The organism is Enterobacter sp. SECR19-1250 (assembly GCF_013391025.1).
GTDB classification, from domain to species: Bacteria; Pseudomonadota; Gammaproteobacteria; order Enterobacterales; family Enterobacteriaceae; genus Enterobacter; species Enterobacter cloacae.
In genome coordinates this window covers 1-24,727 of record NZ_JACASJ010000015.1, presented here as the reverse complement: position 1 = coordinate 24,727, position 24,727 = coordinate 1, and the positions used below count along the sequence as shown (strand labels likewise).

Genomic DNA, 24,727 nt, shown 5'->3' with positions numbered 1-24,727 from the left:
GAAATTAAAATTTTTTTTATCCTTCCCCCCTTGATGGATGACGTTGCGACCCCATCTTGTAAGCAACCGCAGTGTGTGGACCTGAAAAAAATCAAATCTGGGCAGTTGAAAAAGCACGTTCTGCCCTTATTACAGGTACACAACCACATGTTGACTGAATTTTTAGTGGAGACGTTTAGATGGGTAAAATTATTGGTATCGACCTGGGTACTACCAACTCTTGTGTAGCGATTATGGATGGCACTACTGCACGTGTGCTGGAGAACGCCGAGGGCGATCGCACCACGCCTTCTATCATTGCCTATACCCAGGATGGTGAAACTCTGGTTGGTCAGCCGGCTAAACGTCAGGCAGTGACGAACCCGCAAAACACCCTGTTTGCGATTAAACGCCTGATTGGCCGCCGCTTCCAGGACGAAGAAGTTCAGCGTGACGTTTCTATCATGCCTTACAAAATCATCGCAGCAGATAACGGCGATGCATGGCTTGATGTGAAAGGCACCAAAACAGCACCACCTCAGATCTCTGCAGAAGTGCTGAAAAAAATGAAGAAAACCGCAGAAGATTACTTGGGTGAGCCGGTAACTGAAGCTGTTATCACCGTTCCTGCGTACTTCAACGATGCTCAGCGTCAGGCAACCAAAGATGCTGGCCGTATCGCAGGTCTGGAAGTAAAACGTATCATCAACGAACCAACCGCTGCTGCTCTGGCTTACGGTCTGGATAAAGAAGTTGGCAACCGTACTATCGCGGTTTACGACCTGGGTGGTGGTACCTTCGATATCTCTATTATCGAAATCGACGAAGTAGACGGCGAAAAAACCTTCGAAGTTCTGGCAACCAACGGTGATACGCACCTGGGTGGTGAAGACTTCGATACCCGTCTGATCAACTATCTCGTTGACGAATTTAAGAAAGATCAGGGCATTGACCTGCGTAACGACCCGCTGGCTATGCAGCGCCTGAAAGAAGCCGCTGAGAAAGCGAAGATCGAACTCTCTTCCGCTCAGCAGACCGACGTGAACCTGCCGTACATTACAGCAGACGCGACCGGTCCTAAACACATGAACATCAAAGTGACCCGTGCGAAACTGGAAAGCCTGGTAGAAGACCTGGTGAACCGTTCTATCGAGCCACTGAAAGTTGCACTGCAGGATGCTGGCCTGTCCGTGTCTGATATCAACGACGTTATCCTCGTTGGTGGCCAGACCCGTATGCCAATGGTTCAGAAGAAAGTGGCTGAATTCTTTGGTAAAGAACCACGTAAAGACGTTAACCCGGATGAAGCAGTGGCAATTGGTGCTGCGGTTCAGGGCGGCGTGTTGACCGGTGATGTTAAAGACGTTCTGCTGCTGGACGTTACCCCACTGTCTCTGGGTATCGAGACCATGGGTGGCGTAATGACGGCGCTGATCAGCAAAAACACCACCATCCCAACCAAGCACAGCCAGGTGTTCTCTACCGCTGAAGATAACCAGTCTGCGGTAACCATCCATGTGCTGCAGGGTGAGCGTAAGCGTGCGTCTGATAACAAATCTCTGGGTCAGTTCAACCTGGATGGTATTAACCCGGCACCACGCGGCATGCCGCAGATCGAAGTGACCTTCGATATCGATGCTGACGGTATTCTGCACGTTTCCGCGAAAGACAAAAACAGCGGTAAAGAGCAGAAGATCACCATTAAGGCCTCTTCCGGTCTGAACGAGGAAGAGATCCAGAAAATGGTTCGTGAAGCGGAAGCCAACGCGGAATCTGACCGTAAGTTCGAAGAACTGGTTCAGACCCGTAACCAGGGTGACCATCTGCTGCACAGCACCCGTAAGCAGGTTGAAGAAGCAGGCGATAAACTGCCAGCGGAAGACAAAACTGCTATCGAAGCTGCACTGAGCGCGCTGGAAACGTCTCTGAAAGGCGAAGACAAAGCGGATATCGAAGCGAAGATGCAGGAGCTGGCACAGGCTTCTCAGAAGCTGATGGAAATCGCTCAGCAGCAGCATGCCCAGCAGCAGGCAGGCGCTGACGCTTCAGCGAACAACGCGAAAGACGACGACGTTGTCGACGCTGAGTTCGAAGAAGTTAAAGACAAAAAATAATCGCCCTGATGCAGGGTAATTAATCGGCACGGGCGTAGGAGAACTCTCCACGCCCGTGCTCGCATGTTAAGGGGCTTAAAAAAACCAATGGCAAAGCAAGACTATTACGAGATTTTAGGCGTTCCGAAAACTGCGGAAGAGCGTGAAATCAAAAAGGCGTATAAGCGCCTGGCCATGAAATTCCACCCGGATCGCAATCAGGGTGACAAAGAGGCTGAAGCTAAATTTAAAGAGATCAAAGAAGCCTACGAAGTCCTGACCGATGCACAAAAACGTGCGGCCTATGACCAGTACGGTCACGCAGCCTTTGAACAGGGCGGCATGGGTGGCGGTGGATTCGGTGGCGGCGGCTTTGGCGGCGGCGCTGATTTCAGCGATATCTTTGGCGATGTTTTCGGCGATATCTTCGGTGGTGGCCGCGGTCGTCAACGCGCAGCGCGTGGTGCGGATCTGCGCTACAACATGGAGCTGACGCTGGAAGAGGCCGTTCGCGGTGTCACCAAAGAGATCCGTATCCCGACGCTGGAAGAGTGTGACGTTTGCCATGGCAGCGGTGCGAAAGCGGGTACGCAGCCACAAACCTGTCCAACCTGTCACGGTTCCGGTCAGGTGCAGATGCGTCAGGGCTTTTTCGCAGTTCAGCAGGCATGTCCGCACTGTCATGGTCGTGGGACGCTGATTAAAGATCCATGCACCAAATGCCACGGCCACGGTCGCGTTGAGAAAACCAAAACCCTGTCCGTTAAAATCCCGGCTGGCGTAGATACGGGCGACCGCATCCGTCTGGCAGGTGAAGGCGAAGCAGGCGAGCACGGTGCACCAGCAGGCGATCTGTACGTTCAGGTTCAGGTGAAACAGCACGCTATCTTTGAGCGTGAAGGCAACAACCTCTACTGTGAAGTCCCGATCAACTTTGCTATGGCAGCGCTTGGTGGCGAAATTGAAGTGCCTACGCTGGATGGGCGCGTGAACCTGAAAATCCCAGGCGAAACGCAGACCGGTAAGCTGTTCCGCATGCGCGGTAAAGGCGTGAAATCCGTTCGCGGTGGTGCGCAGGGCGACCTGTTGTGCCGCGTGGTGGTTGAAACCCCGGTTGGCCTGAACGACAAGCAGAAACAGCTGTTAAAAGAGCTGCAGGAAAGCTTTGGCGGCCCGACGGGTGAGAAAAACAGCCCACGCTCCAAAAGCTTCTTCGATGGCGTCAAAAAATTCTTCGATGATTTGACCCGCTAAATCGTTAGCTGGTTACTATCCTTTAAAAACCCGGAAGCGATTCCGGGTTTTTTATTTCTTGTTCGAAAGCTCGGTTAAACTGAGTATATATTCAATATTAATCTGTTTTTACCGATTTGTTTGCGCTGATATTATGGTTTTATCGAGGTATTGTTGTAAAAGAGAGAATTAACGTGAAATTACTACACCGTTTCTTTAGCAGTGAAGCATCCGGCGGCGTGATCCTGATTATTGCTGCTGCGGCCGCGATGCTGCTCGCCAACATGGGCATGACGCGCGATCTCTATCACGCATTTCTGGAAACGCCCGTCGAGCTTAAGGTCGGCGCGCTGGAAATTAACAAGAACATGCTGCTGTTGATCAACGATGCGCTGATGGCGGTGTTCTTCCTGCTGGTGGGGCTTGAGGTGAAACGTGAACTGGTGATGGGCTCGTTGGCCAGCCGCCAGCGCGCAGCGTTTCCGGTGATCGCCGCCATTGGCGGGATGGTTGTTCCGGCGCTGCTCTTCCTCGCGTTTGCCTGGCAGGATCCTGTCGCGCGTGACGGGTGGGCGATCCCGGCGGCAACGGATATCGCGTTTGCGCTTGGCGTTTTAGCGTTGCTCGGGAGCCGGGTTCCGGTTGCACTGAAAATCTTCCTGATGGCGCTGGCGATCATTGATGACCTGGGGGCTATCGTCATTATCGCGCTGTTCTACACCAGCGATCTGTCGATTCTGTCGCTGAGCGTGGCAGCAGGGGCGATTGCCGTTCTGGCGCTGTTGAACATTTTCAATGTCCGTCGCATTGGAATTTACATCCTTGTGGGGATGGTGTTGTGGACGGCGGTGCTGAAATCGGGTGTCCATGCCACGCTGGCCGGGGTGATCGTCGGCTTCTTTGTGCCGCTTAAGCCGCAGGAGGGTAAATCACCGGCCAAACAACTGGAGCATGTGCTGCACCCGTGGGTCGCCTTTATGATCCTGCCGCTGTTTGCGTTTGCCAACGCGGGTGTTTCCCTGGGAGGGGTTACGCTGGAGGGGCTCACTTCCGTGCTGCCGCTGGGTATTATTGCCGGGCTGTTTATTGGTAAACCGCTGGGGATCAGCCTGTTCTGCTGGCTGGCGCTGAAGTTTAAGCTGGCATCGTTGCCGAACGGCACAACATTTGGTCAGATTATGGCGGTCGGCGTGCTGTGCGGTATCGGATTTACCATGTCGATCTTTATCTCGACGCTGGCATTTGGTGCAAACGCGCCTGAGCTGATTATCTGGGCAAAACTCGCCATTCTTATCGGTTCATTACTGGCCGCAGTTATTGGTTATACCTTATTGAAGGTGAAGTTGTCCGGGCAGGCCGTCCAGGCATAACGGAAAACCGGGAGGAGGTCATTCTTCTCCCGATACACTCAGGGAGAGAAGACGCGATGTCTCATTTGAATTACAACCATCTTTATTATTTCTGGCATGTTTACAAACAAGGCTCGGTGGTAGGGGCGGCAGAAGCTCTTTTTCTGACGCCACAAACTATCACCGGGCAAATCAAAGCTCTGGAAGAACGCCTGCAAGGCAAGCTGTTCAAGCGTAAAGGACGTGGGATAGAGCCAAGCGAGTTGGGTGAACTGGTTTTTCGCTATGCGGACAAGATGTTTACCCTGAGCCAGGAGATGCTGGATATCGTCAACTACCGCAAAGAGTCTAATTTGCTGTTTGACGTGGGCGTGGCGGATGCCCTCTCGAAACGGCTGGTGAGCGGCGTGCTGGATGCGGCGGTGGTTGAAGACGAGCAGATCCATTTGCGCTGTTTTGAATCCACACACGAAATGCTGCTGGAGCAGTTGAGCCAGCATAAGCTGGATATGATTATCTCGGATTGCCCCATCGACTCCACGCAGCAGGAGGGGCTGTTTTCGGTCAAGATTGGTGAATGCGGGGTAAGCTTCTGGTGCATCAACCCGCCTCCGGAAAAACCGTTCCCTGCCTGTCTGGAAGAACGCCGCTTGCTGGTGCCGGGAAGGCGCTCCATGCTGGGGCGTAAGCTGCAGAACTGGTTTAACTCTCAGGGGCTGAACGTGGAGATCCTGGGTGAGTTCGATGATGCAGCACTGATGAAAGCGTTTGGTGAGGCGCACAACGCAATCTTTGTTGCGCCGACGCTGTACATGCACGATCTCTATTCGGATAACAAGATTACCGAGATTGGCAGAGTCGATAACGTCATGGAGGAGTACCACGCCATCTTCGCCGAAAGGATGATTCAACACCCGGCGGTGCAGCGTATCTGTAACCGCGACTACTCGGCGCTGTTTACCCCGCCAGCAAACTGAAGGTATAAAAAAACCCGCGTTAAGCGGGTTCTTTAAACAAGCAACAACAAGCGGCGATTAAGCCAGTTTGTTGATCTGCGCGGTCAGGTTTGCTTTATGACGCGCTGCTTTGTTTTTGTGGATCAGACCTTTAGCAGCCTGACGATCCACGATTGGTTGCATTTCGTTAAATGCGTTCTGCGCTGCAGCTTTGTCGCCAGCTTCGATTGCTGCGTATACTTTCTTGATGAAAGTACGCATCATAGAGCGACGGCTTGCGTTGTGCTTACGAGCCTTTTCAGACTGAACGGCACGTTTCTTAGCTGATTTGATATTAGCCAAGTCCAACTCCCAAATATGATCTATGTGGACAATTCAAAGGCCGAGGAATATGCCCTCTTTGCCTTCTTTTGTCAATGGATTTGTGCAAATAAGCGCCGTTAATTAGCGACGCTACGTTACGTAGTGATGGCGCAGGATTCTACCAGCTTGTCTTTCGTGAATACAGCTTTTCGGCATAAAAATCGCAGTTCCCGGACAGATTTTTTTGCTGTGAAAGGTCAGCATGATGAAATCATTACGGCTTTCTGTTTTGTGCAGACAATCGTCAGTTAACCTTAATCGCTGTACAAGGTATACTTTGGCGATTTTCACTGTTTTGAGCCAGACATGAAGCTGATACGCGGCATACATAATCTCAGCAAAGCCCCCCACGGGTGCGTGCTGACCATTGGTAATTTCGACGGCGTGCATCGTGGGCATCAGGCGCTGTTGCAGGGATTGCGTAAAGAAGGGGAGGCACGTGGCCTGCCCGTGGTAGTGATGATTTTCGAGCCGCAGCCGCTGGAACTGTTCGCGGGCGATAAATCGCCTGCCCGACTTACTCGCCTGCGCGAGAAGTTGCGCTATTTGGCACAGTCCGGTGTGGACTTCGTATTGTGTGTCCGTTTTGATCGTCGTTTTGCCGCGCTGACAGCACAAAATTTCGTCAGCGACCTGTTGGTCAAGCGCCTTGGCGTGCAGTTTCTCGCCGTGGGTGATGATTTCCGCTTTGGCGCTGGTCGTCAGGGCGATTTCTTGCTATTACAGAAGGCTGGCCTGGAATATGGTTTTGACGTCACCAGCGCGATGACCTTTTGCGAAGGTGGCGTGCGCGTCAGCAGTACGGCGGTTCGTCAGGCGCTGGCCAATGATGAACTGGAGACCGCAGAGAATTTGCTGGGGCATCCGTTTACCATTTCTGGTCGTGTGGTTCATGGCGATGCGCTGGGCCGTACGATAGGTTTCCCGACGGCGAATATACCGCTGCGTCGTCAGGTCTCCCCGGTTAAAGGGGTATATGCGGTGGAAGTGGCTGGACTGGGCGAGAAACCTTTTTACGGTGTCGCCAATATTGGCACACGTCCTACGGTCGCCGGTGTGCGACAGCAGCTGGAAGTGCATCTGCTGGACGTTGTAATGGACCTCTACGGTCGCCATATAGATGTCATACTGCGTAAAAAAATACGCAATGAGCAGCGATTTGCCTCGCTGGATGAACTAAAAGCGCAAATCGCGCGAGATGAATTAACGGCCCGCGAGTTTTTTGGGCTTTGAACCCGGCTTAAATGCCTACGTGATAAATACGGAACCGAGAATCTGATGAGTGACTATAAATCAACCCTGAATTTGCCGGAAACAGGGTTCCCGATGCGCGGCGATCTCGCCAAGCGCGAACCGGGAATGCTGGCGCGTTGGACCGATGATGACCTGTACGGCATCATTCGTGCAGCCAAGAAAGGCAAAAAAACCTTCATTCTGCATGATGGCCCTCCATATGCGAATGGCAGCATTCATATTGGTCACTCTGTAAACAAGATTCTGAAAGACATTATCGTGAAGTCCAAAGGACTCGCGGGATATGACTCGCCTTACGTTCCGGGTTGGGATTGCCACGGTCTGCCGATTGAACTGAAAGTTGAGCAGGAGTTTGGTAAGCCGGGTGAGAAATTCACTGCGGCGGAATTCCGTGCGAAATGCCGTGAATACGCGGCCACTCAGGTTGACGGCCAGCGTGCAGACTTTATTCGTCTGGGCGTGCTGGGCGACTGGTCGCATCCGTACCTGACCATGGACTTCAAAACCGAAGCCAACATCATCCGTGCGCTGGGTAAAATCATCGGCAATGGCCACCTGCACAAAGGCGCGAAGCCGGTGCACTGGTGCGTGGACTGCCGTTCTGCGCTGGCAGAAGCAGAAGTTGAGTATTACGACAAAACCTCGCCTTCAATCGACGTGGCCTTCGAAGCGGTCGATCAGGATGCGATCAAAGGTAAATTCGGCCTGCCGGGCGTAAGCGGTCCGATCTCGCTGGTTATCTGGACCACCACCCCATGGACGCTGCCTGCTAACCGTGCAATCTCCCTCTCCGGTGAGTTCGAATATGCACTGGTTCAGATTGACGGTCAGGCGCTGATCCTGGCGAAAGATCTGGTGGAAAGCGTGCTGAAACGCGCGAACATCACCGACTACACCGTGCTGGGCACCGTGAAGGGCGACGCGCTGGAGCTGATGCGCTTCAAACACCCGTTCCTGGACTTCGACGTTCCGGCGATCCTGGGCGACCACGTGACGCTGGAAGCCGGTACCGGTGCAGTACATACCGCCGGTGGTCACGGTCCTGACGACTACAACATCAGCCTGAAATACGGTCTGGAAATCGCGAACCCGGTTGGTCCGGACGGATCATACCTGCCTGGTACGTATCCATCGCTGGACGGTATCAACGTCTTCAAAGCGAACGACATCATCGTGGAGATGCTGCGTGAGCGCGGCGCGCTGTTGCACGTTGAGAAAATGCAGCACAGCTACCCGTGCTGCTGGCGTCACAAGACGCCGATCATCTTCCGTGCGACCCCACAGTGGTTCGTCAGCATGGATCAGAAAGGCCTGCGCGAGCAGTCTCTGAAAGAGATCAAAGGCGTGCAGTGGATCCCGGACTGGGGCCAGGCGCGTATTGAATCCATGGTGGCTAACCGTCCTGACTGGTGTATCTCCCGTCAGCGCACCTGGGGGGTGCCGATGTCGCTGTTCGTGCATAAAGAGACGCACGAACTGCACCCGAACACGCTGGAACTGATGGAAGAAGTGGCGAAGCGTGTTGAAGTTGATGGCATTCAGGCGTGGTGGGATCTCGATGCCCGCGATATCCTGGGCGCTGACGCGGACAACTACGAGAAAGTGCCAGATACCCTGGACGTGTGGTTCGACTCCGGGTCTACTCACGCCTCCGTGGTTGACGTGCGTCCTGAGTTTGCCGGTCACGCTGCTGATATGTATCTGGAAGGTTCTGACCAACACCGTGGCTGGTTCATGTCATCTCTGATGATCTCCACCGCCATGAAAGGTAAAGCACCTTACCGTCAGGTACTGACCCACGGTTTCACCGTCGATGGTCAGGGCCGCAAGATGTCCAAATCTATCGGTAATACCGTTTCTCCGCAGGACGTGATGAACAAACTGGGCGCAGACATTCTGCGTCTGTGGGTGGCATCTACTGACTATACCGGCGAAATGGCGGTATCAGATGAGATCCTGAAACGTGCTGCCGACAGCTATCGTCGTATCCGTAACACCGCGCGCTTCCTGCTGGCGAACCTGAATGGTTTCGATCCGGCAAAAGACATGGTGAAACCGGAAGAGATGGTGGTGCTGGATCGCTGGGCGGTAGGCTGTGCGAAAGCGGCGCAGGAAGATATCGTTAAGGCATACGAGTCTTACGATTTCCATGAAGTGGTGCAGCGCCTGATGCGCTTCTGCTCCATCGAGATGGGCTCGTTCTACCTCGACATCATCAAAGATCGCCAGTACACCGCGAAAGCGGACAGCGTGGCGCGTCGTAGCTGCCAGACTGCGCTGTATCACATCGCAGAAGCACTGGTGCGCTGGATGGCGCCAATTATGTCCTTCACCGCGGATGAAATCTGGGGCTACCTGCCAGGTGAGCGTGAGAAGTATGTCTTCACCGGCGAGTGGTACGAAGGTCTGTTCGATCTCTCCAGTACCGAAGCGATGAACGATGCCTTCTGGGACGAGCTGCTGAAAGTGCGTGGCGAAGTGAACAAGGTCATTGAACAGGCGCGTGCTGACAAGAAAGTCGGTGGTTCTCTGGAAGCGGCAGTGACCCTGTACGCAGAACCTGAGCTGGCGGCCAAACTGACGGCGCTGGGCGATGAATTACGATTTGTCCTGTTGACCTCCGGTGCGAAAGTTGCGGATTATGCCGACGCTTCTGCTGATGCTCAGCAGAGCGAACTGCTTAAAGGACTGAAAGTCGCACTGAGCAAAGCCGAAGGTGAGAAGTGCCCGCGCTGCTGGCACTACACCACCGATGTCGGCCAGGTGGCGGAACACGCAGACATCTGCGGACGCTGTGTAAGCAACGTCGCCGGTGACGGCGAAAAACGTAAGTTTGCCTGATGAGTAAAACTCTCTGTTCAACAGGACTGCGCTGGCTGTGGCTGGTTGTGGTGGTGCTGATTATTGATCTGGGCAGCAAGTTCCTGATCCTCCAGAACTTTGCTCTGGGGGATACGGTTCCGCTGTTCCCGTCGCTTAATCTGCACTATGCGCGTAACTATGGCGCAGCGTTTAGCTTCCTTGCTGACAGCGGTGGCTGGCAGCGCTGGTTCTTCGCGGGTATTGCTATCGGTATCTGTGTGGTGCTGGCGGTGCTGATGTACCGTTCGAAAGCGACACAAAAGCTGAACAACATCGCCTATGCGCTGATCATTGGCGGCGCGTTAGGTAACCTGTTCGATCGCCTGTGGCATGGCTTTGTGGTCGATATGATCGACTTCTACGTCGGCGACTGGCACTTTGCGACCTTTAACCTCGCCGATAGCGCAATTTGTATCGGTGCGGCGTTAATCGTGCTGGAAGGTTTCTTGCCGAAACCCGCCGCGAAAGAGCAGGCTTAATTGTAAATGCCGGGTGGCGCTGCGCTTACCCGGCCTACAGAATTTGTGGCCTCCCGTAGGCCCGGTAAGCGCAGCGCCACCGGGCAACAGGTGACCCAAAACAAGCGAGCAATTTGCATGTCTAAATCCGTACAAAGCAATAGCGCGGTTCTCGTTCACTTCACGCTGAAACTGGATGACGGCTCAACGGCCGAATCCACCCGCAATAACGGCAAACCAGCCCTGTTTCGTCTTGGCGATACGTCGTTATCTGAAGGTCTGGAGCAGCAGCTTCTGGGTCTGAAAGAGGGGGAGAAGAAGGCGTTTTCGCTGGAGCCGGATGCGGCGTTTGGCGTGCCAAGCCCGGATCTTATCCAGTACTTCTCTCGTCGTGAGTTTATGGATGCGGGCGAACCGGAAATCGGGGCGATTATGCTCTTTACCGCTATGGATGGCAGCGAAATGCCTGGCGTGATCCGCGAAATCAACGGCGACTCCATCACCGTAGATTTCAACCATCCTCTTGCCGGGCGCACCGTCCATTTTGATATTGAAGTGCTGGAGATCGATCCGGTACTGGAGGCCTGAAATGCAGATCCTGTTGGCTAACCCGCGCGGCTTCTGCGCCGGTGTAGACCGCGCTATCAGCATTGTTGAAAACGCGCTGGAGATTTACGGCGCGCCGATTTACGTGCGTCACGAAGTTGTACATAACCGTTACGTGGTCGACAGCCTGCGTGAACGCGGTGCAATCTTCATTGAGCAGATCAGCGAAGTGCCGGACGGCGCGATCCTGATTTTCTCCGCACACGGTGTCTCCCAGGCGGTACGTAACGAAGCGAAAAGCCGTGATTTAACGGTGTTCGACGCCACCTGTCCGTTGGTAACCAAAGTGCATATGGAAGTGGCGCGCGCCAGTCGTCGCGGTGAAGAGTCGATCCTGATTGGTCACGCCGGTCACCCGGAAGTCGAGGGCACGATGGGCCAGTACAGCAACCCGGAAGGGGGGATGTATCTGGTGGAGTCGCCGGAAGATGTGCTTACGCTGAACGTGAAAAACGAAGCCCGTCTGTCGTTCATGACGCAGACCACGCTTTCAGTTGATGATACGTCGGATGTGATTGACGCATTGCGCCAGCGTTTCCCGAAAATCGTCGGGCCGCGTAAAGATGATATCTGCTACGCAACCACTAACCGCCAGGAAGCGGTGCGTGCACTGGCTGAGCAGGCGGACGTGGTGCTGGTGGTCGGCTCGAAAAACTCCTCTAACTCCAACCGTCTGGCCGAACTGGCGCAGCGCATGGGCAAGGCGGCGTTTCTGATTGACGACGCGACGGACATTCAGGAAGCGTGGGTGAAAAACGCGGCCTGTGTCGGTGTCACCGCAGGGGCTTCCGCACCGGATATCCTGGTGCAGAACGTGATCGCCCGTCTGCAGGAACTGGGTGGTGGTGAAGCCGTTCCGCTGGAAGGCCGCGAAGAGAACATCGTCTTCGAAGTCCCGAAAGAGCTGCGTATTGATGCACGCGAAGTGGAATAATCCTTCTTCTGATGAAAGGCCAGCACCTCCTGTGCTGGCCTTTTTTTTATCTGCTACTTTATCGTGACGACAAAATCATGTCTTTTACTGATATTTGAGTCCGTTTCACGTTAAATTCTAATTATCGGTGTTTTCAGTTGGCAGCCCTGACAAAGGCTGGTTAATCTGAAAACGGTTTACATCATTTTAACGTAAGAGAATAACTATGCATGATGCACAGATCCGTGTCGCTATTGCGGGCGCGGGTGGACGTATGGGTCGCCAGCTCATTCAGGCGGCACTTCAGATGGATGGCGTAGCGCTGGGCGCAGCACTGGAACGTGAAGGTTCATCGCTTCTTGGGGCCGATGCCGGTGAACTGGCAGGCGCGGGCAAGACGGGCGTTACCGTTCAAAGCAGCCTTGATGCGGTGAAAGATGATTTTGATGTGTTTATCGATTTCACCCGGCCAGAAGGCACACTGACCCATCTGGCATTTTGCCGTCAGCACGGCAAAGGCATGGTGATTGGCACCACCGGGTTTGATGAAGCCGGTAAACAAGCCATTCAGGATGCGTCACATGAGATTGCTATTGTCTTCGCCGCTAACTTTAGCGTGGGCGTCAACGTTATGCTTAAGCTGCTGGAGAAGGCCGCAAAAGTGATGGGCGATTATACCGACATTGAGATTGTCGAAGCTCACCACCGTTACAAAGTCGATGCTCCCTCCGGCACGGCGCTGGCAATGGGCGAAGCGATTGCGCATGCACTGGATAAAGATTTAAAAGACTGCGCGGTATATACCCGCGAAGGCCATACGGGCGAACGCGTCCCGGGAACGATTGGTTTCGCAACCGTGCGAGCGGGTGACATCGTCGGGGAACATACTGCGATGTTCGCCGATATTGGAGAACGTGTAGAGATCACGCATAAAGCATCCAGCCGCATGACATTTGCGAATGGTGCCGTTCGCTCCGCTTTGTGGCTGAAAGGCAAAGAAAATGCTCTTTTTGATATGCGTGATGTGCTCGATCTCAACAATTTGTAAGAGATATTACCCATCGTGATGTGGTTATTGCAGTCGTAACTTTTTGATTGCATAGGGCAATAATTTATTGCCCTTTTATTTTATCCATTCCATGTTTGGTTTTGTCTTTTTTGACTAAAAATAGATGTTATCTCGCCATTTTGTGTTGCTGATATGTAAATTTTGACCGTTTGGTCCACTTTTTGTTATCTGCGTACCAGAAATTCCAATAAACTTACCACGCAAGCGTTTTCTGTCGTGATTTACCTGATCTTTTTGCCGCTTAACATCTTTTCAGGCCGCCAGGCTTGCAAAAGGATAATTAAAATATCCGTTTTGAGTTGACTTTTACCTGGCAAATCTCCAGAATGCCGCCGTTTGCCAAAAATCCGCTGGCAACACATTTGCATTGATTTATGACATGGTTGTGAATTAATATGCAAATAAAGTGAGTGAATATTCTCTGGAGGGTGTTTTGATTAAGTCAGCGCTATTGGTTCTGGAAGACGGAACCCAGTTTATCGGTCGGGCCATAGGGGCAACGGGTTCGGCGGTTGGGGAAGTCGTTTTCAATACTTCAATGACCGGTTATCAAGAAATCCTCACTGATCCTTCCTATTCTCGCCAAATCGTTACTCTTACTTATCCTCATATCGGCAATGTCGGCACCAATGCTGCTGACGAAGAATCTTCTCAGGTACATGCGCAAGGCCTGGTCATTCGCGACCTGCCGCTGATTGCCAGCAACTTCCGCAATACCGAAGACCTCTCTTCCTACCTGAAGCGCCATAACATTGTGGCGATTGCCGATATCGATACCCGTAAGTTAACGCGTCTGCTGCGCGAGAAGGGTGCACAGAACGGCTGCATCATCGCAGGGGACAACCTCGATGCGGCGCTGGCGCTGGAAAAAGCGAAAGCCTTCCCGGGCCTGAATGGCATGGACCTGGCGAAAGAAGTGACGACCACTGAAGCATACAGCTGGACGCAAGGTAGCTGGACGCTGTCAGATGACCTGCCGGAAGCGAAAAAAGAGAGCGAGCTGCCGTTCCACGTGGTCGCCTACGATTTCGGCGCCAAGCGCAATATCCTGCGAATGCTGGTTGATCGCGGCTGCCGTCTGACGGTGGTGCCGGCGAAAACCTCTGCCGAAGACGTACTGAAGATGAACCCGGATGGCATCTTCCTCTCTAACGGTCCTGGCGACCCGGCACCGTGCGATTACGCTATCGATGCCATCAAGTCCTTCCTCGAAACCGATATTCCGGTATTCGGCATCTGCCTCGGCCATCAGTTGCTGGCGCTGGCGAGCGGGGCGAACACCATTAAGATGAAGTTCGGTCACCACGGTGGTAACCACCCGGTGAAAGACATCGACAACAACACGGTGATGATTACGGCACAGAACCACGGCTTCGCAGTAGATGAAGCGTCAATGCCGGCTAATCTGCGCGTGACGCACAAATCCCTGTTCGATGGCACCCTGCAGGGGATCCATCGTACCGATAAGCCAGCGTTCAGCTTCCAGGGACACCCGGAAGCCAGCCCGGGGCCGCACGATGCCGCACCGCTGTTCGATCACTTCATCGAACTTATCGAGCAATACCGTAAGACCGCTAAATAATCAGGAGCCGAGAAGACCATGCCAAAACGTACAGACATAAAAAGCATCCTGATCCTTGGCGCTGGCCCGATTGTTATCGGTCAGGCCTGTGAATTTGACTACTCCGGTGCACAGGCGTGTAAAGCCCTGCGCGAAGAGGGTTACCGCGTTATCCTGGTGAACTCTAACCCGGCGACCATCATGACCGACCCGGAAATGGCGGATGCAACCTACATCGAGCCAATTCACTGGGAAGTGGTACGTAAAATCATCGAGAAAGAGCGTCCGGATGCGGTTCTGCCGACCATGGGTGGCCAGACTGCGCTGAACTGCGCACTGGAGCTGGAGCGTCAGGGCGTGCTGGAAGAGTTCGGCGTGACCATGATTGGTGCGACCGCCGACGCGATTGATAAAGCAGAAGACCGTCGTCGCTTCGACGTGGCGATGAAAAAAATCGGCCTCGACACCGCGCGTTCCGGTATCGCTCACAACATGGAAGAGGCACTGGCCGTAGCGGCTGAAGTGGGTTATCCGTGCATCATCCGTCCTTCCTTCACCATGGGCGGCACTGGCGGCGGTATCGCCTACAACCGCGAAGAGTTTGAAGAGATTTGCGAGCGCGGCCTGGATCTCTCCCCAACCAAAGAACTGCTGATTGATGAATCGCTGATTGGCTGGAAAGAGTACGAGATGGAAGTGGTGCGTGATAAAAACGACAACTGCATCATCGTCTGCTCCATCGAAAACTTCGATGCGATGGGTATCCACACCGGCGACTCCATTACCGTTGCGCCAGCGCAAACGCTGACCGACAAAGAGTACCAAATCATGCGTAACGCCTCGATGGCGGTACTGCGTGAAATCGGCGTCGAAACCGGTGGTTCTAACGTGCAGTTCTCGGTGAACCCGAAAACCGGCCGTCTGATTGTTATCGAAATGAACCCGCGCGTGTCCCGCTCCTCCGCGCTGGCCTCTAAAGCGACCGGCTTCCCGATTGCGAAGGTGGCGGCGAAACTGGCGGTCGGTTACACCCTTGACGAGCTCATGAACGACATCACCGGGGGCCGTACGCCTGCGTCCTTCGAACCGTCTATCGACTACGTTGTGACCAAAATTCCACGCTTCAACTTCGAGAAATTCGCTGGCGCGAACGACCGTCTGACCACCCAGATGAAATCTGTGGGTGAAGTGATGGCGATTGGCCGCACGCAGCAGGAATCCCTGCAGAAAGCGCTGCGCGGCCTCGAAGTGGGCGCGACAGGCTTCGATCCGAAAGTGAGCCTGGACGACCCGGAAGCACTGACCAAAATCCGCCGCGAGCTGAAAGACGCGGGCGCAGAGCGTATCTGGTATATCGCCGACGCCTTCCGCGCAGGCTTGTCCGTGGACGGCGTGTTCAACCTGACCAACATCGACCGCTGGTTCCTGGTGCAAATTGAAGAGCTGGTGCGTCTGGAAGAGAAAGTGGCGGAGCTGGGCATCAATGGCCTGGACGCTGACTTCCTGCGCATGCTGAAACGCAAAGGCTTTGCCGACGCGCGTCTGGCAAAACTGGCTGGCGTGCGTGAAGCAGAAATCCGCAAGCTGCGCGACCAGTATGACCTGCACCCGGTCTACAAGCGTGTTGATACCTGTGCGGCAGAGTTCGCGACCGATACGGCTTACATGTACTCCACGTATGAAGACGAGTGTGAAGCGAATCCGTCCGTTGACCGCGACAAAATCATGGTACTGGGCGGTGGCCCAAACCGTATCGGCCAGGGCATCGAGTTTGACTACTGCTGCGTACACGCCTCTCTGGCGCTGCGCGAAGACGGTTACGAGACCATCATGGTCAACTGTAACCCGGAAACGGTCTCTACCGACTATGACACCTCTGACCGTCTCTACTTCGAACCGGTAACTCTGGAAGACGTGCTGGAAATCGTGCGCATCGAGAAGCCAAAAGGCGTGATCGTGCAGTACGGCGGCCAGACTCCGCTGAAACTGGCGCGCGCGCTCGAAGCCGCAGGTGTGCCGGTTATCGGTACCAGCCCGGATGCCATTGACCGTGCAGAAGACCGCGAGCGTTTCCAGCAGGCGGTTGACCGTCTGAAGCTGAAACAGCCGGCAAACGCCACCGTGACTGCGATTGAACAAGCGGTTGAGAAGGCGAAAGAGATTGGCTACCCGCTGGTGGTGCGTCCTTCTTACGTGCTGGGCGGCCGCGCGATGGAAATCGTCTACGACGAAGCTGACCTGCGTCGTTACTTCCAGACGGCAGTTAGCGTGTCCAACGATGCACCGGTGCTGCTGGATCGCTTCCTCGACGATGCGGTTGAAGTGGATGTGGATGCTATCTGCGACGGCGAAATGGTGCTGATTGGCGGCATCATGGAGCACATCGAGCAGGCGGGCGTGCATTCAGGCGACTCCGCCTGTTCTCTGCCAGCGTACACCCTGAGCCAGGAAATTCAGGACGTGATGCGTCAGCAGGTGCAGAAACTGGCCTTCGAACTGCAGGTTCGCGGCCTGATGAACGTCCAGTTCGCCGTGAAAGACAACGAAGTCTACCTCATTGAAGTGAACCCGCGTGCGGCACGTACCGTACCGTTCGTCTCTAAAGCGACCGGTATTCCGCTGGCAAAAGTGGCGGCGCGCGTGATGGCCGGCCAGACGCTGGCTCAGCAGGGCGTCACAAAAGAGATTATCCCGCCTTACTACTCGGTGAAAGAGGTGGTGCTGCCGTTCAACAAATTCCCGGGCGTTGACCCGCTGTTAGGGCCAGAAATGCGCTCTACCGGGGAAGTGATGGGCGTGGGCCGCACCTTCGCAGAAGCGTTTGCTAAAGCGCAACTGGGCAGCAACTCCACCATGAAGAAATCTGGCCGTGCGCTGCTCTCTGTTCGCGAAGGCGATAAAGAGCGCGTGGTTGACCTGGCGGCCAAGCTGCTGAAACAGGGCTTCGAGCTGGATGCAACCCACGGTACGGCGATTGTGCTGGGTGAAGCGGGAATCAACCCGCGTCTGGTGAACAAGGTGCATGAAGGTCGTCCGCACATTCAGGATCGCATTAAGAATGGCGAATACACCTATATTATCAACACCACTGCGGGCCGCCAGGCGATTGAAGACTCCAAGCTGATTCGCCGCAGCGCGCTGCAGTACAAAGTGCATTACGACACCACCCTGAACGGCGGTTTCGCAACAGCCATGGCGCTGAACGCGGATGCCACCGAGAAGGTGATTTCGGTCCAGGAAATGCACGCCCAGATTAACAAGTAAGACAAATTGCCCGGTACCGTTCGGCTACCGGGCATTCTTCCCCTCTTCAGAACCTTCTGGTTTTCCATCCGCATTCAGTCAGTTAGCCTAAAATGGTTAGGTCGATAATGAAATTCAACTGAGAGCAGGGGAAAACACCATGCAAAATAAACTACTGATCGCTTCCGTTCTGGCTGCCACTGCAATGTTCACCGTAGCGGGGTGTTCATCTAATCAGGCGGTAAAAACCACCGATGGCCGTACCATCATTACAGACGGCAAACCGCAGGTGGATGACGATACCGGTCTGGTGTCGTATAAAAACGCGGAAACTGGTCAAACCGAGCAGATTAACCGTGACCAGGTTAAATCCATGGGTGAACTGGATAATTAAAAAAAGCAGTGGCATTTGCCACTGCTTTTTTGCTTGATGCGGATGGATTACCAGCGGTGGTTTAACAAAATATGTCCGCCGTAAGCGGCATAGTTGTTTTCACCCCATTCGCCGCTGGCGCGAAGTGAAATTGTCGTGGTCTCGTTAAGATTGCCGGTAATACCCAGCTCTACCTGACCACGATCCTCCGGCGTATCATTACTTACGGTTTCGTCGTTGAAGGCCAGATCGTTTTGACCTGCACCCTTCAGCCAGTTTACCGCAACGTAGGGCTGCCAGGCCGTGACGTCCTTTTGCTGGAAATAGCTGGATTTCACACCCAGACGACCGAAGACGCTGTCGTTATCCAGAGTCGTCACCCGGACGCCATCGCGGTCCGTATGATTTTCCTGATCAAGATAGCTGTAGATCACCTGCGCCTGAGGCTCGATCTTCCAGGTACGCTCGTTTTCAGATGAGATAACCCACGCATGGCCGACTTCAACAGACGCGGCAAAACCTTCGCTGTTGTAATCTTCATCGTTGCGGTTGCTGGTCACTTTGTTGTTGTACCAGCTGTAGGCGGCCCAGGTATCAATGTAGCTGCCCAGGCGTAATTTCTGATCTTCCTGCCAGGTGGCGTAGAGCCCAACGTTGAAGCCATCGACTTTACCCTGTGCGTCACGCACGTTGTGTTTCGCATCTGAGTGGGTCTTCGCCTGGCCTGCACCGAACATGCCACCGGCACGCAGGATACCGCTGTCCATTGGCTTGCTGAGGAAATCGCTGCCAACTTGCAGAACGGTGGTCGTGGTGTCGTAGCTGACTTTATCGCCGCCTGCATCATTTTCATGGTAACGACCTTTTACATACATCCAGGTATTCAGATCGTCTTCGTTACGGAAAGTGAGCTGATCGCGATCGTCACGTTTATGCAGGAACATACTCTGAGCAGCCAGATAGTTGCCTAAATACGCGCCCACTTCAGGTGCCATCACTTCTGATGCTGGGGTATTGCCGCCGCCGTTATCGCTATTATCACCACCGTCGCCGTTATCATTGCCGCCGCTGTTGCCGCCATTGTCGGTATTGCTGCCATTGTCACTGTTACCGCCATTATCAGTGTTACCGCCATCGTCGGTATTGCCACCGTTGTCGGTATTATCACCGTCATCGGTATCATCTGTCGGATCGACAGGTGGCGTGGCCTTCGATTCCAGGTACCAGTTCCCGTCACTATGCTGGTAAAGAGAGTATTCGTATGCGCCTGCCACAACCGGTTTGGCCAGGGTTAGCTGTGCTTCAGAGCTGCCGGCGACGCTGACAATCTCCATGCCGTTCACGGTCTGTGCGCCAAGTCCACCCATGTTGCTGACGGTCACACCGGACTGTCCAAAACTGCTGCCGGTTATTGTGAGATGATCGGTAGGTGCCGTGTCAGTACCCAGCTCGCTGTTTAACACAATCTGGCTACCTTCTGCGCCGGTATAGTCACCATTAATGGTAAAGTCATTACCCACGCTGTGGTCGGCAGCACTGAGCAAAAGCGTGCCGCTGTTGGTCACGTTGCCGTTAATGGTATCAATGCCGGCGTCTCTGAGGGTTGCATTACCCTCAATTGCATTCCACGCTGCCAGCGTACCGCCGCTGAGAATAGTGATGTTGTTGTAGACGGTTCCTGCGGTGGCAAACTTTGCCCCGTTCTGCACGGTGAGAGTGGCATTGCTGTTTTCAACACCTAACGTTGCGCCTGCCGCTACCAGCGTTGTGCCGTTTCGCAGGGTCGTATCGCCGGTATAGCTGTTGTTGCCGGTAAGCGTCAGCGTATTCGCATCAACTTTCTCTACGTTTCCGCTGCCGGTCATGTCGGTAGAAAACGTGAAATTGCCTCCCTGGTTAAAAATAACCGTACCATTGTTGGTTAGGCCACCGCTGAGACTTGCCATACCTTCGCCATTGCCCAGCTGGAGCGTGGCTTCATTCGCCACCAGCGTATTGCCAGCATTGGAAACGGTACCCGCCAGGGTCAGGTTGCCGCTATTCACCTGCAGTGAATCACCGGCACCAATGATGTCGACGTTACCCGTCAGCGCCCAGTCTTCACCGTTCATTTTGACAGAGGCGAAGCCATCGCCTTCGTTCAGTCCGATAAAATTGCTGTCTTCTGTACCGGTGCCTACCAAGGTCAGGGTGTTACCTTTCGAGACTGTCGAAATAACGTCACCTGATAATGATGAGCCAGTATTAAGCACCAGGGTGTTATTTTTATCGCTGGCAAAAAATACTGCCGCATTTCCACCCCCGAGCGAACCGCTATTCGTAATATCAACTTTAGCGTTACCTGAGACATAAATACCGTTCTGCGAGCCTGTTATGGTACCGCTATTTGATATTTTGGAATTGCCATTTTTTAGCGCAATACCATCGCCTTCCAGGCCATTGAATGTCCCTTCATTGTTAATTGCTGTAGCAACTTCAGTACTAAGCCCTGTATTGCCTTCGACTTTCCCCGTTGCTGTATTGGTAATATTTACCGTTGATGAATTTTCGCTAATGAAAATACCCGTCTGAACACCTTTTATATTACCTTCGTTGATTAAATTCCCCTGCATTGATTCGATGTTTACCGCATTTGCTTCAGTAGAAGAAATGGTTGCTCCAGTTTCATTCGTAATGATGACTCGTTGAGCGCCGGTGTTAATATCAAGACCGTTGGCCGCTCCAGATATATTACCTTTATTTGTTACTGATGTGACATCAATACCTGATACGGATACGGCTGCTTTATTGCTTGAGGAAGAAATCGTTACATCTTTATTGATAACATATTCGGTATCAGCGGAAAATTCTTGTGGGACGGAAGTAGACTGTTCAATAATTCCTGCTGAGGTTATTGCTGGTGTGAATGCCAATATGGCGGGGAACAGTCTTCCGAGCATTCTGGTTGTTCTGTTTAGTTCAATGCGTATATTACTCATGCACACATCCATTTGAATGAAAAGTTCGTGAAATGTTCAGGTTAATAATTGCGTATACATTTCTGAAGAGCGGTTATCGCAAAACCATCTAAAATTATTATTTTTTCAATAGGTTATGTATACTTTGTTTTATTAAAAAGTCGTTTTAAGAATGCTTAATATTTCAGTGTGGTAAATGTAAAATCGGTTAGATATTTCTGGAGACTATGGATTCCTGTTTGTTCAAAGACGCACATATATGAACAACATTGATGGTTAAAGAAGCAGTTACGATACTTGAGATTTGCCGACACCAGGCAATGGGAGACTTTCAGTGAGCGAGTTAAATGTCTACACTCACTGCTACCAGAGAGAACGGAACCGTAAAGACAGGCTAACTGATGATTCTGATAATTTATGCGCATCCCTATCCGCATCACTCCCATGCGAATAAGCGCATGCTTGAACAGGTAAGGACACTCGACAACGTAGAGATACGTTCCCTCTATCAACTTTATCCTGATTTTAACATCGACATCGCCGCCGAACAGGAGGCGCTCACTCGCGCCGATCTGATTATCTGGCAACACCCAATGCAGTGGTACAGCACACCTCCGCTCCTCAAATTGTGGATCGACAAAGTCTTTTCCCACGGCTGGGCGTATGGTCACAACGGGCATGCGCTGAAGGGAAAAAGCCTGATGTGGGCTGTGACCACCGGTGGAGGAGAAAGCCACTTCGATATTGGCTCTTTCCCGGGTTTTGAGGTGCTGGCACAACCGCTTCAGGCGACAGCACTCTACTGTGGCCTTACCTGGCTTCCTCCTTTTGCTATGCACTGCACATTTGTTTGTGACGATGAGACGTTGCAGGCGCAGGCTCGTCATTATAAACAACGCTTACTTGAGTGGCAGGAGACGCACAATGGATAGCCATACGCTGATACAGGCGCTGATTTACCTTGGTGCGGCGGCGCTGATTGTGCCCGTAGCGGTTCGCCTGGGGCTGGGCTCCGTGCTGGGCTATCTAATCGCTGGGTGTGTTATCGGACCCTGGGGATTTCGCCTGGTCACCGACGCGGAGGCGATCCTGCATTTCGCCGAAATTGGTGTCGTACTGATGCTGTTTGTCATTGGTCTGGAACTTGACCCGCAGCGGTTGTGGAAGCTGCGCGCCTCAGTGTTTGGCGGCGGGGCGCTACAAATGGCAGCCTGTGGTCTGCTGTTGGGCGGCTTCTGTATTCTGCTGGGAATGGACTGGAAAGTGGCAGAGCTTATTGGCATGACGCTGGCACTCTCTTCGACGGCGATTGCCATGCAGGCAATGAACGAGCGAAACCTGACCGTTTCTCAGATGGGGCGCAGTGCGTTTTCGGTGCTGCTGTTTCAGGATATCGCGGCGATTCCGCTGGTGGCGATGATCCCACTGCTGGCCGCAAGTGGGGCCTCCACCACGCTCGGCGCTTTTGCCCTCTCTGCATTAAAGGTGGTCGGTGCGCTGGCACTGGTTGTCCTGCTTGGCCGGTATGTAACACGTCCGCTGCTTCGATTTGTCGCCCGCTCGGGGTTGCGGGAAGTGTTCAGTGCCGTGGCGCTGTTCCTGGTGTTTGGTTTTGGTCTGCTGCTGGAGGAAGCCGGGCTGTCGATGGCGATGGGAGCCTTCCTCGCGGGCGTTCTGCTGGCCAGCTCAGAGTATCGACACGCGCTTGAAAGTGATATCGAGCCATTTAAAGGACTGCTGCTGGGGCTGTTTTTCATCGGGGTCGGGATGTCTATCGACTTTGGCACGCTGGTCACGCATCCACTGCGGATCCTCATTCTGCTGGTCGGTTTCCTGGTCATCAAAATGGTGATGCTGTGGCTGATCGCCCGTCCGCTTAACGTGCCTGGCAGACAGCGTCTTTGGTTCGCCGTGTTGCTCGGACAGGGAAGCGAATTCGCGTTTGTGGTCTTCGGCGCAGCGCAAATGGCCAATGTGCTCGATCCCGAGTGGGCGAAAGCGCTGACGCTGGCGGTCGCGCTGTCGATGGCGGCGACGCCGATCCTGCTGGTGCTGCTGACGCGTCTGGAAAAAACAGGCAGCGAACAGGAACGTGAGGCCGATGAGATCGACGAGGAGCAGCCGCGGGTCATCATCGCCGGATTCGGTCGCTTTGGGCAGATCACCGGTCGTTTACTGCTTTCAAGCGGGGTAAAAATGGTTATCCTCGATCACGATCCGGACCATGTGGATACCCTGCGTAAGTTCGATATGAAAGTCTTCTACGGCGATGCAACGCGTGTCGATCTGCTGGAATCAGCCGGGGCAGCGAAAGCGGAAGTCCTCATCAACGCGATTGACGATCCCCAGACCAGTATGCAGCTGGTTGAGCTGGTGAAGGAGCATTTCCCGAACCTGACCATTATCTCCCGTGCGCGCGATGTGGATCACTATATCCAGCTGCGACAGGCGGGGGTGGACGCACCCGAGCGTGAAACCTTCGAAGGGGCGCTTAAGTCTGGCCGCATGGCGCTGGAAAGTCTGGGCCTGGGCGCGTATGAAGCGCGCGAGCGTGCGGATCTGTTCCGTCGCTTCAATACCGATATGGTGGAAGAGATGGTGGCGATGGCGGGCAGTACGGCCACAGAGCGTGCGGCGGTGTTTAAACGCACCAGTGCGATGCTGACAGAGATCATTAACGAGGATCGTAATCATCTGTCGCTGGTGCAGCGTCATGGCTGGCAGGGAACGGAGGAGGGCAAGCATACCGGCGATCCGGCGGACGAACCGGAGAGTAAACCTTCCGCGTGAAGTGGAGTTGCCAGCAATATTAAAAAATTTCTCGCTCTTTACCATGCCGCCAGTCGACGAAAGATTAAGCTTTCCGTATAGTGGCGGCAATTTTTTGCATCCGGGAAATTTTCAATGATCAGTCTGATTGCAGCGCTGGCGGTGGACCGTGTTATCGGTATGGAAAATGCCATGCCGTGGAACCTGCCTGCCGATCTCGCATGGTTTAAACGTACGACGTTAAACAAGCCGGTAGTGATGGGCCGCCTGACCTGGGAGTCGATTGGTCGTCCATTGCCGGGCCGTAAGAATATCGTGATCAGTAGCCAGCCAGGCACTGACGATCGCGTCGAATGGGTGAAATCCGTGGACGAGGCGATTGCCGCCTGCGGTAACGCCGAAGAGATCATGGTGATTGGTGGTGGGCGTGTATATGAGCAGTTCCTGCCAAAAGCGCAAAAGCTCTATCTGACGCATATTGATGCGGAAGTGGAAGGTGATACCCATTTCCCGGACTACGATCCGGACGAGTGGGAATCGGTATTCAGCGAATTTCACGACGCGGATGCGCAGAACTCACACAGCTACTGCTTCGAGATTCTGGAACGTCGCTAGTTGATAGACCCTCTCCCGGCCGGGCTGAGGGTTCCCCAGAAAAATGAAAAGCACGATGAAGTGTGATCTACTGG

Annotated in this window: 18 protein-coding genes and 1 pseudogene; 17 read left to right on the top strand and 2 right to left on the bottom strand. The window is 53.7% G+C overall.

The window, feature by feature from the left end:
* Nucleotides 1-179: 179 nt before the first annotated feature.
* The 4 genes from dnaK (at nt 180) to nhaR (ending at nt 5,631) form a co-directional block, all read left to right on the top strand.
* On the top strand, nt 180-2,093 hold the full coding sequence (gene dnaK, locus HX884_RS06170; RefSeq protein ID WP_013095521.1) for a molecular chaperone DnaK: 1,914 nt from the start codon (nt 180-182) through the stop codon (nt 2,091-2,093).
* A gap of 87 nt (nt 2,094-2,180) precedes the next feature.
* Nucleotides 2,181-3,326, top strand: a complete 1,146-nt coding sequence (dnaJ, locus tag HX884_RS06165) for a molecular chaperone DnaJ (RefSeq protein ID WP_014830600.1) — start codon at nt 2,181-2,183, stop codon at nt 3,324-3,326.
* 173 nt (nt 3,327-3,499) lie between these two features.
* Complete coding sequence (gene nhaA, locus HX884_RS06160) at nt 3,500-4,675, top strand: Na+/H+ antiporter NhaA (RefSeq protein ID WP_178327854.1); 1,176 nt, start codon at nt 3,500-3,502, stop codon at nt 4,673-4,675.
* A 56-nt stretch (nt 4,676-4,731) separates the two neighbouring features.
* Complete coding sequence (nhaR, locus tag HX884_RS06155) at nt 4,732-5,631, top strand: transcriptional activator NhaR (RefSeq protein ID WP_020688469.1); 900 nt, start codon at nt 4,732-4,734, stop codon at nt 5,629-5,631.
* A 57-nt stretch (nt 5,632-5,688) separates the two neighbouring features.
* On the opposite strand, the gene rpsT is transcribed toward nhaR, so the two are convergent.
* The gene (gene rpsT, locus HX884_RS06150) at nt 5,689-5,952 is read right to left on the bottom strand and encodes a 30S ribosomal protein S20 (RefSeq protein ID WP_003856458.1); all 264 of its coding nucleotides are present in this window, start codon (nt 5,950-5,952) and stop codon (nt 5,689-5,691) included.
* 101 nt (nt 5,953-6,053) lie between these two features.
* Between rpsT and HX884_RS27155 the strand changes: the two are divergent.
* The 10 genes and pseudogenes from HX884_RS27155 to HX884_RS06105 all read left to right on the top strand — a co-directional run bounded on the left by HX884_RS27155 (nt 6,054) and on the right by HX884_RS06105 (nt 18,333).
* Nucleotides 6,054-6,272 (top strand): annotated as a pseudogene (locus HX884_RS27155) (DUF2575 domain-containing protein).
* Between the two features lie 7 nt (nt 6,273-6,279).
* Nucleotides 6,280-7,206, top strand: a complete 927-nt coding sequence (gene ribF / locus HX884_RS06145; protein ID WP_094085088.1) for a bifunctional riboflavin kinase/FAD synthetase — start codon at nt 6,280-6,282, stop codon at nt 7,204-7,206.
* A 45-nt stretch (nt 7,207-7,251) separates the two neighbouring features.
* Nucleotides 7,252-10,068: an isoleucine--tRNA ligase gene (gene ileS / locus HX884_RS06140; protein ID WP_029882680.1), complete on the top strand. Its 2,817-nt coding sequence runs from the start codon at nt 7,252-7,254 to the stop codon at nt 10,066-10,068.
* Nucleotides 10,068-10,568, top strand: a complete 501-nt coding sequence (lspA, locus tag HX884_RS06135; RefSeq protein ID WP_013095527.1) for a signal peptidase II — start codon at nt 10,068-10,070, stop codon at nt 10,566-10,568. Before ileS ends, lspA begins: the two co-directional genes overlap by 1 nt.
* 117 nt (nt 10,569-10,685) lie before the next feature.
* Nucleotides 10,686-11,135, top strand: a complete 450-nt coding sequence (gene fkpB / locus HX884_RS06130; protein ID WP_013095528.1) for an FKBP-type peptidyl-prolyl cis-trans isomerase — start codon at nt 10,686-10,688, stop codon at nt 11,133-11,135.
* Nucleotide 11,136: 1 nt separating this feature from the next.
* Nucleotides 11,137-12,087 carry a 4-hydroxy-3-methylbut-2-enyl diphosphate reductase gene (ispH, locus tag HX884_RS06125; protein WP_028015471.1) on the top strand — a complete coding sequence of 317 codons (951 nt, stop codon included), beginning with the start codon at nt 11,137-11,139 and terminating at the stop codon, nt 12,085-12,087.
* Between the two features lie 205 nt (nt 12,088-12,292).
* A complete protein-coding gene (gene dapB / locus HX884_RS06120) occupies nt 12,293-13,114 on the top strand; it encodes a 4-hydroxy-tetrahydrodipicolinate reductase (RefSeq protein ID WP_178327853.1) in 822 nt (273 codons plus the stop codon).
* 454 nt (nt 13,115-13,568) lie between these two features.
* A complete protein-coding gene (gene carA / locus HX884_RS06115) occupies nt 13,569-14,717 on the top strand; it encodes a glutamine-hydrolyzing carbamoyl-phosphate synthase small subunit (RefSeq protein ID WP_023620045.1) in 1,149 nt (382 codons plus the stop codon).
* An 18-nt stretch (nt 14,718-14,735) separates the two neighbouring features.
* Nucleotides 14,736-17,960, top strand: coding sequence for a carbamoyl-phosphate synthase large subunit (gene carB / locus HX884_RS06110; RefSeq protein WP_013095532.1), 3,225 nt, complete (start codon nt 14,736-14,738; stop codon nt 17,958-17,960).
* Between the two features lie 139 nt (nt 17,961-18,099).
* The gene (locus HX884_RS06105) at nt 18,100-18,333 is read left to right on the top strand and encodes a YgdI/YgdR family lipoprotein (protein ID WP_013095533.1); all 234 of its coding nucleotides are present in this window, start codon (nt 18,100-18,102) and stop codon (nt 18,331-18,333) included.
* Nucleotides 18,334-18,380: 47 nt separating this feature from the next.
* Here the strand turns inward: HX884_RS06105 and HX884_RS06100 are convergent, their stop codons facing one another.
* Nucleotides 18,381-20,924, bottom strand: a complete 2,544-nt coding sequence (locus HX884_RS06100) for an autotransporter outer membrane beta-barrel domain-containing protein (protein WP_178327852.1) — start codon at nt 20,922-20,924, stop codon at nt 18,381-18,383.
* 746 nt (nt 20,925-21,670) lie between these two features.
* On the opposite strand from HX884_RS06100, the gene kefF reads away from it, so the two are divergent.
* The 3 genes from kefF to folA all read left to right on the top strand — a co-directional run bounded on the left by kefF (nt 21,671) and on the right by folA (nt 24,653).
* Nucleotides 21,671-22,201: a glutathione-regulated potassium-efflux system oxidoreductase KefF gene (gene kefF / locus HX884_RS06095; RefSeq protein WP_023620041.1), complete on the top strand. Its 531-nt coding sequence runs from the start codon at nt 21,671-21,673 to the stop codon at nt 22,199-22,201.
* Nucleotides 22,194-24,059 carry a glutathione-regulated potassium-efflux system protein KefC gene (gene kefC, locus HX884_RS06090; RefSeq protein WP_013095537.1) on the top strand — a complete coding sequence of 622 codons (1,866 nt, stop codon included), beginning with the start codon at nt 22,194-22,196 and terminating at the stop codon, nt 24,057-24,059. Before kefF ends, kefC begins: the two co-directional genes overlap by 8 nt.
* A 114-nt stretch (nt 24,060-24,173) precedes the next feature.
* The gene (gene folA / locus HX884_RS06085) at nt 24,174-24,653 is read left to right on the top strand and encodes a type 3 dihydrofolate reductase (protein ID WP_008502023.1); all 480 of its coding nucleotides are present in this window, start codon (nt 24,174-24,176) and stop codon (nt 24,651-24,653) included.
* The last annotated feature ends 74 nt before the right edge of the window (nt 24,654-24,727 follow it).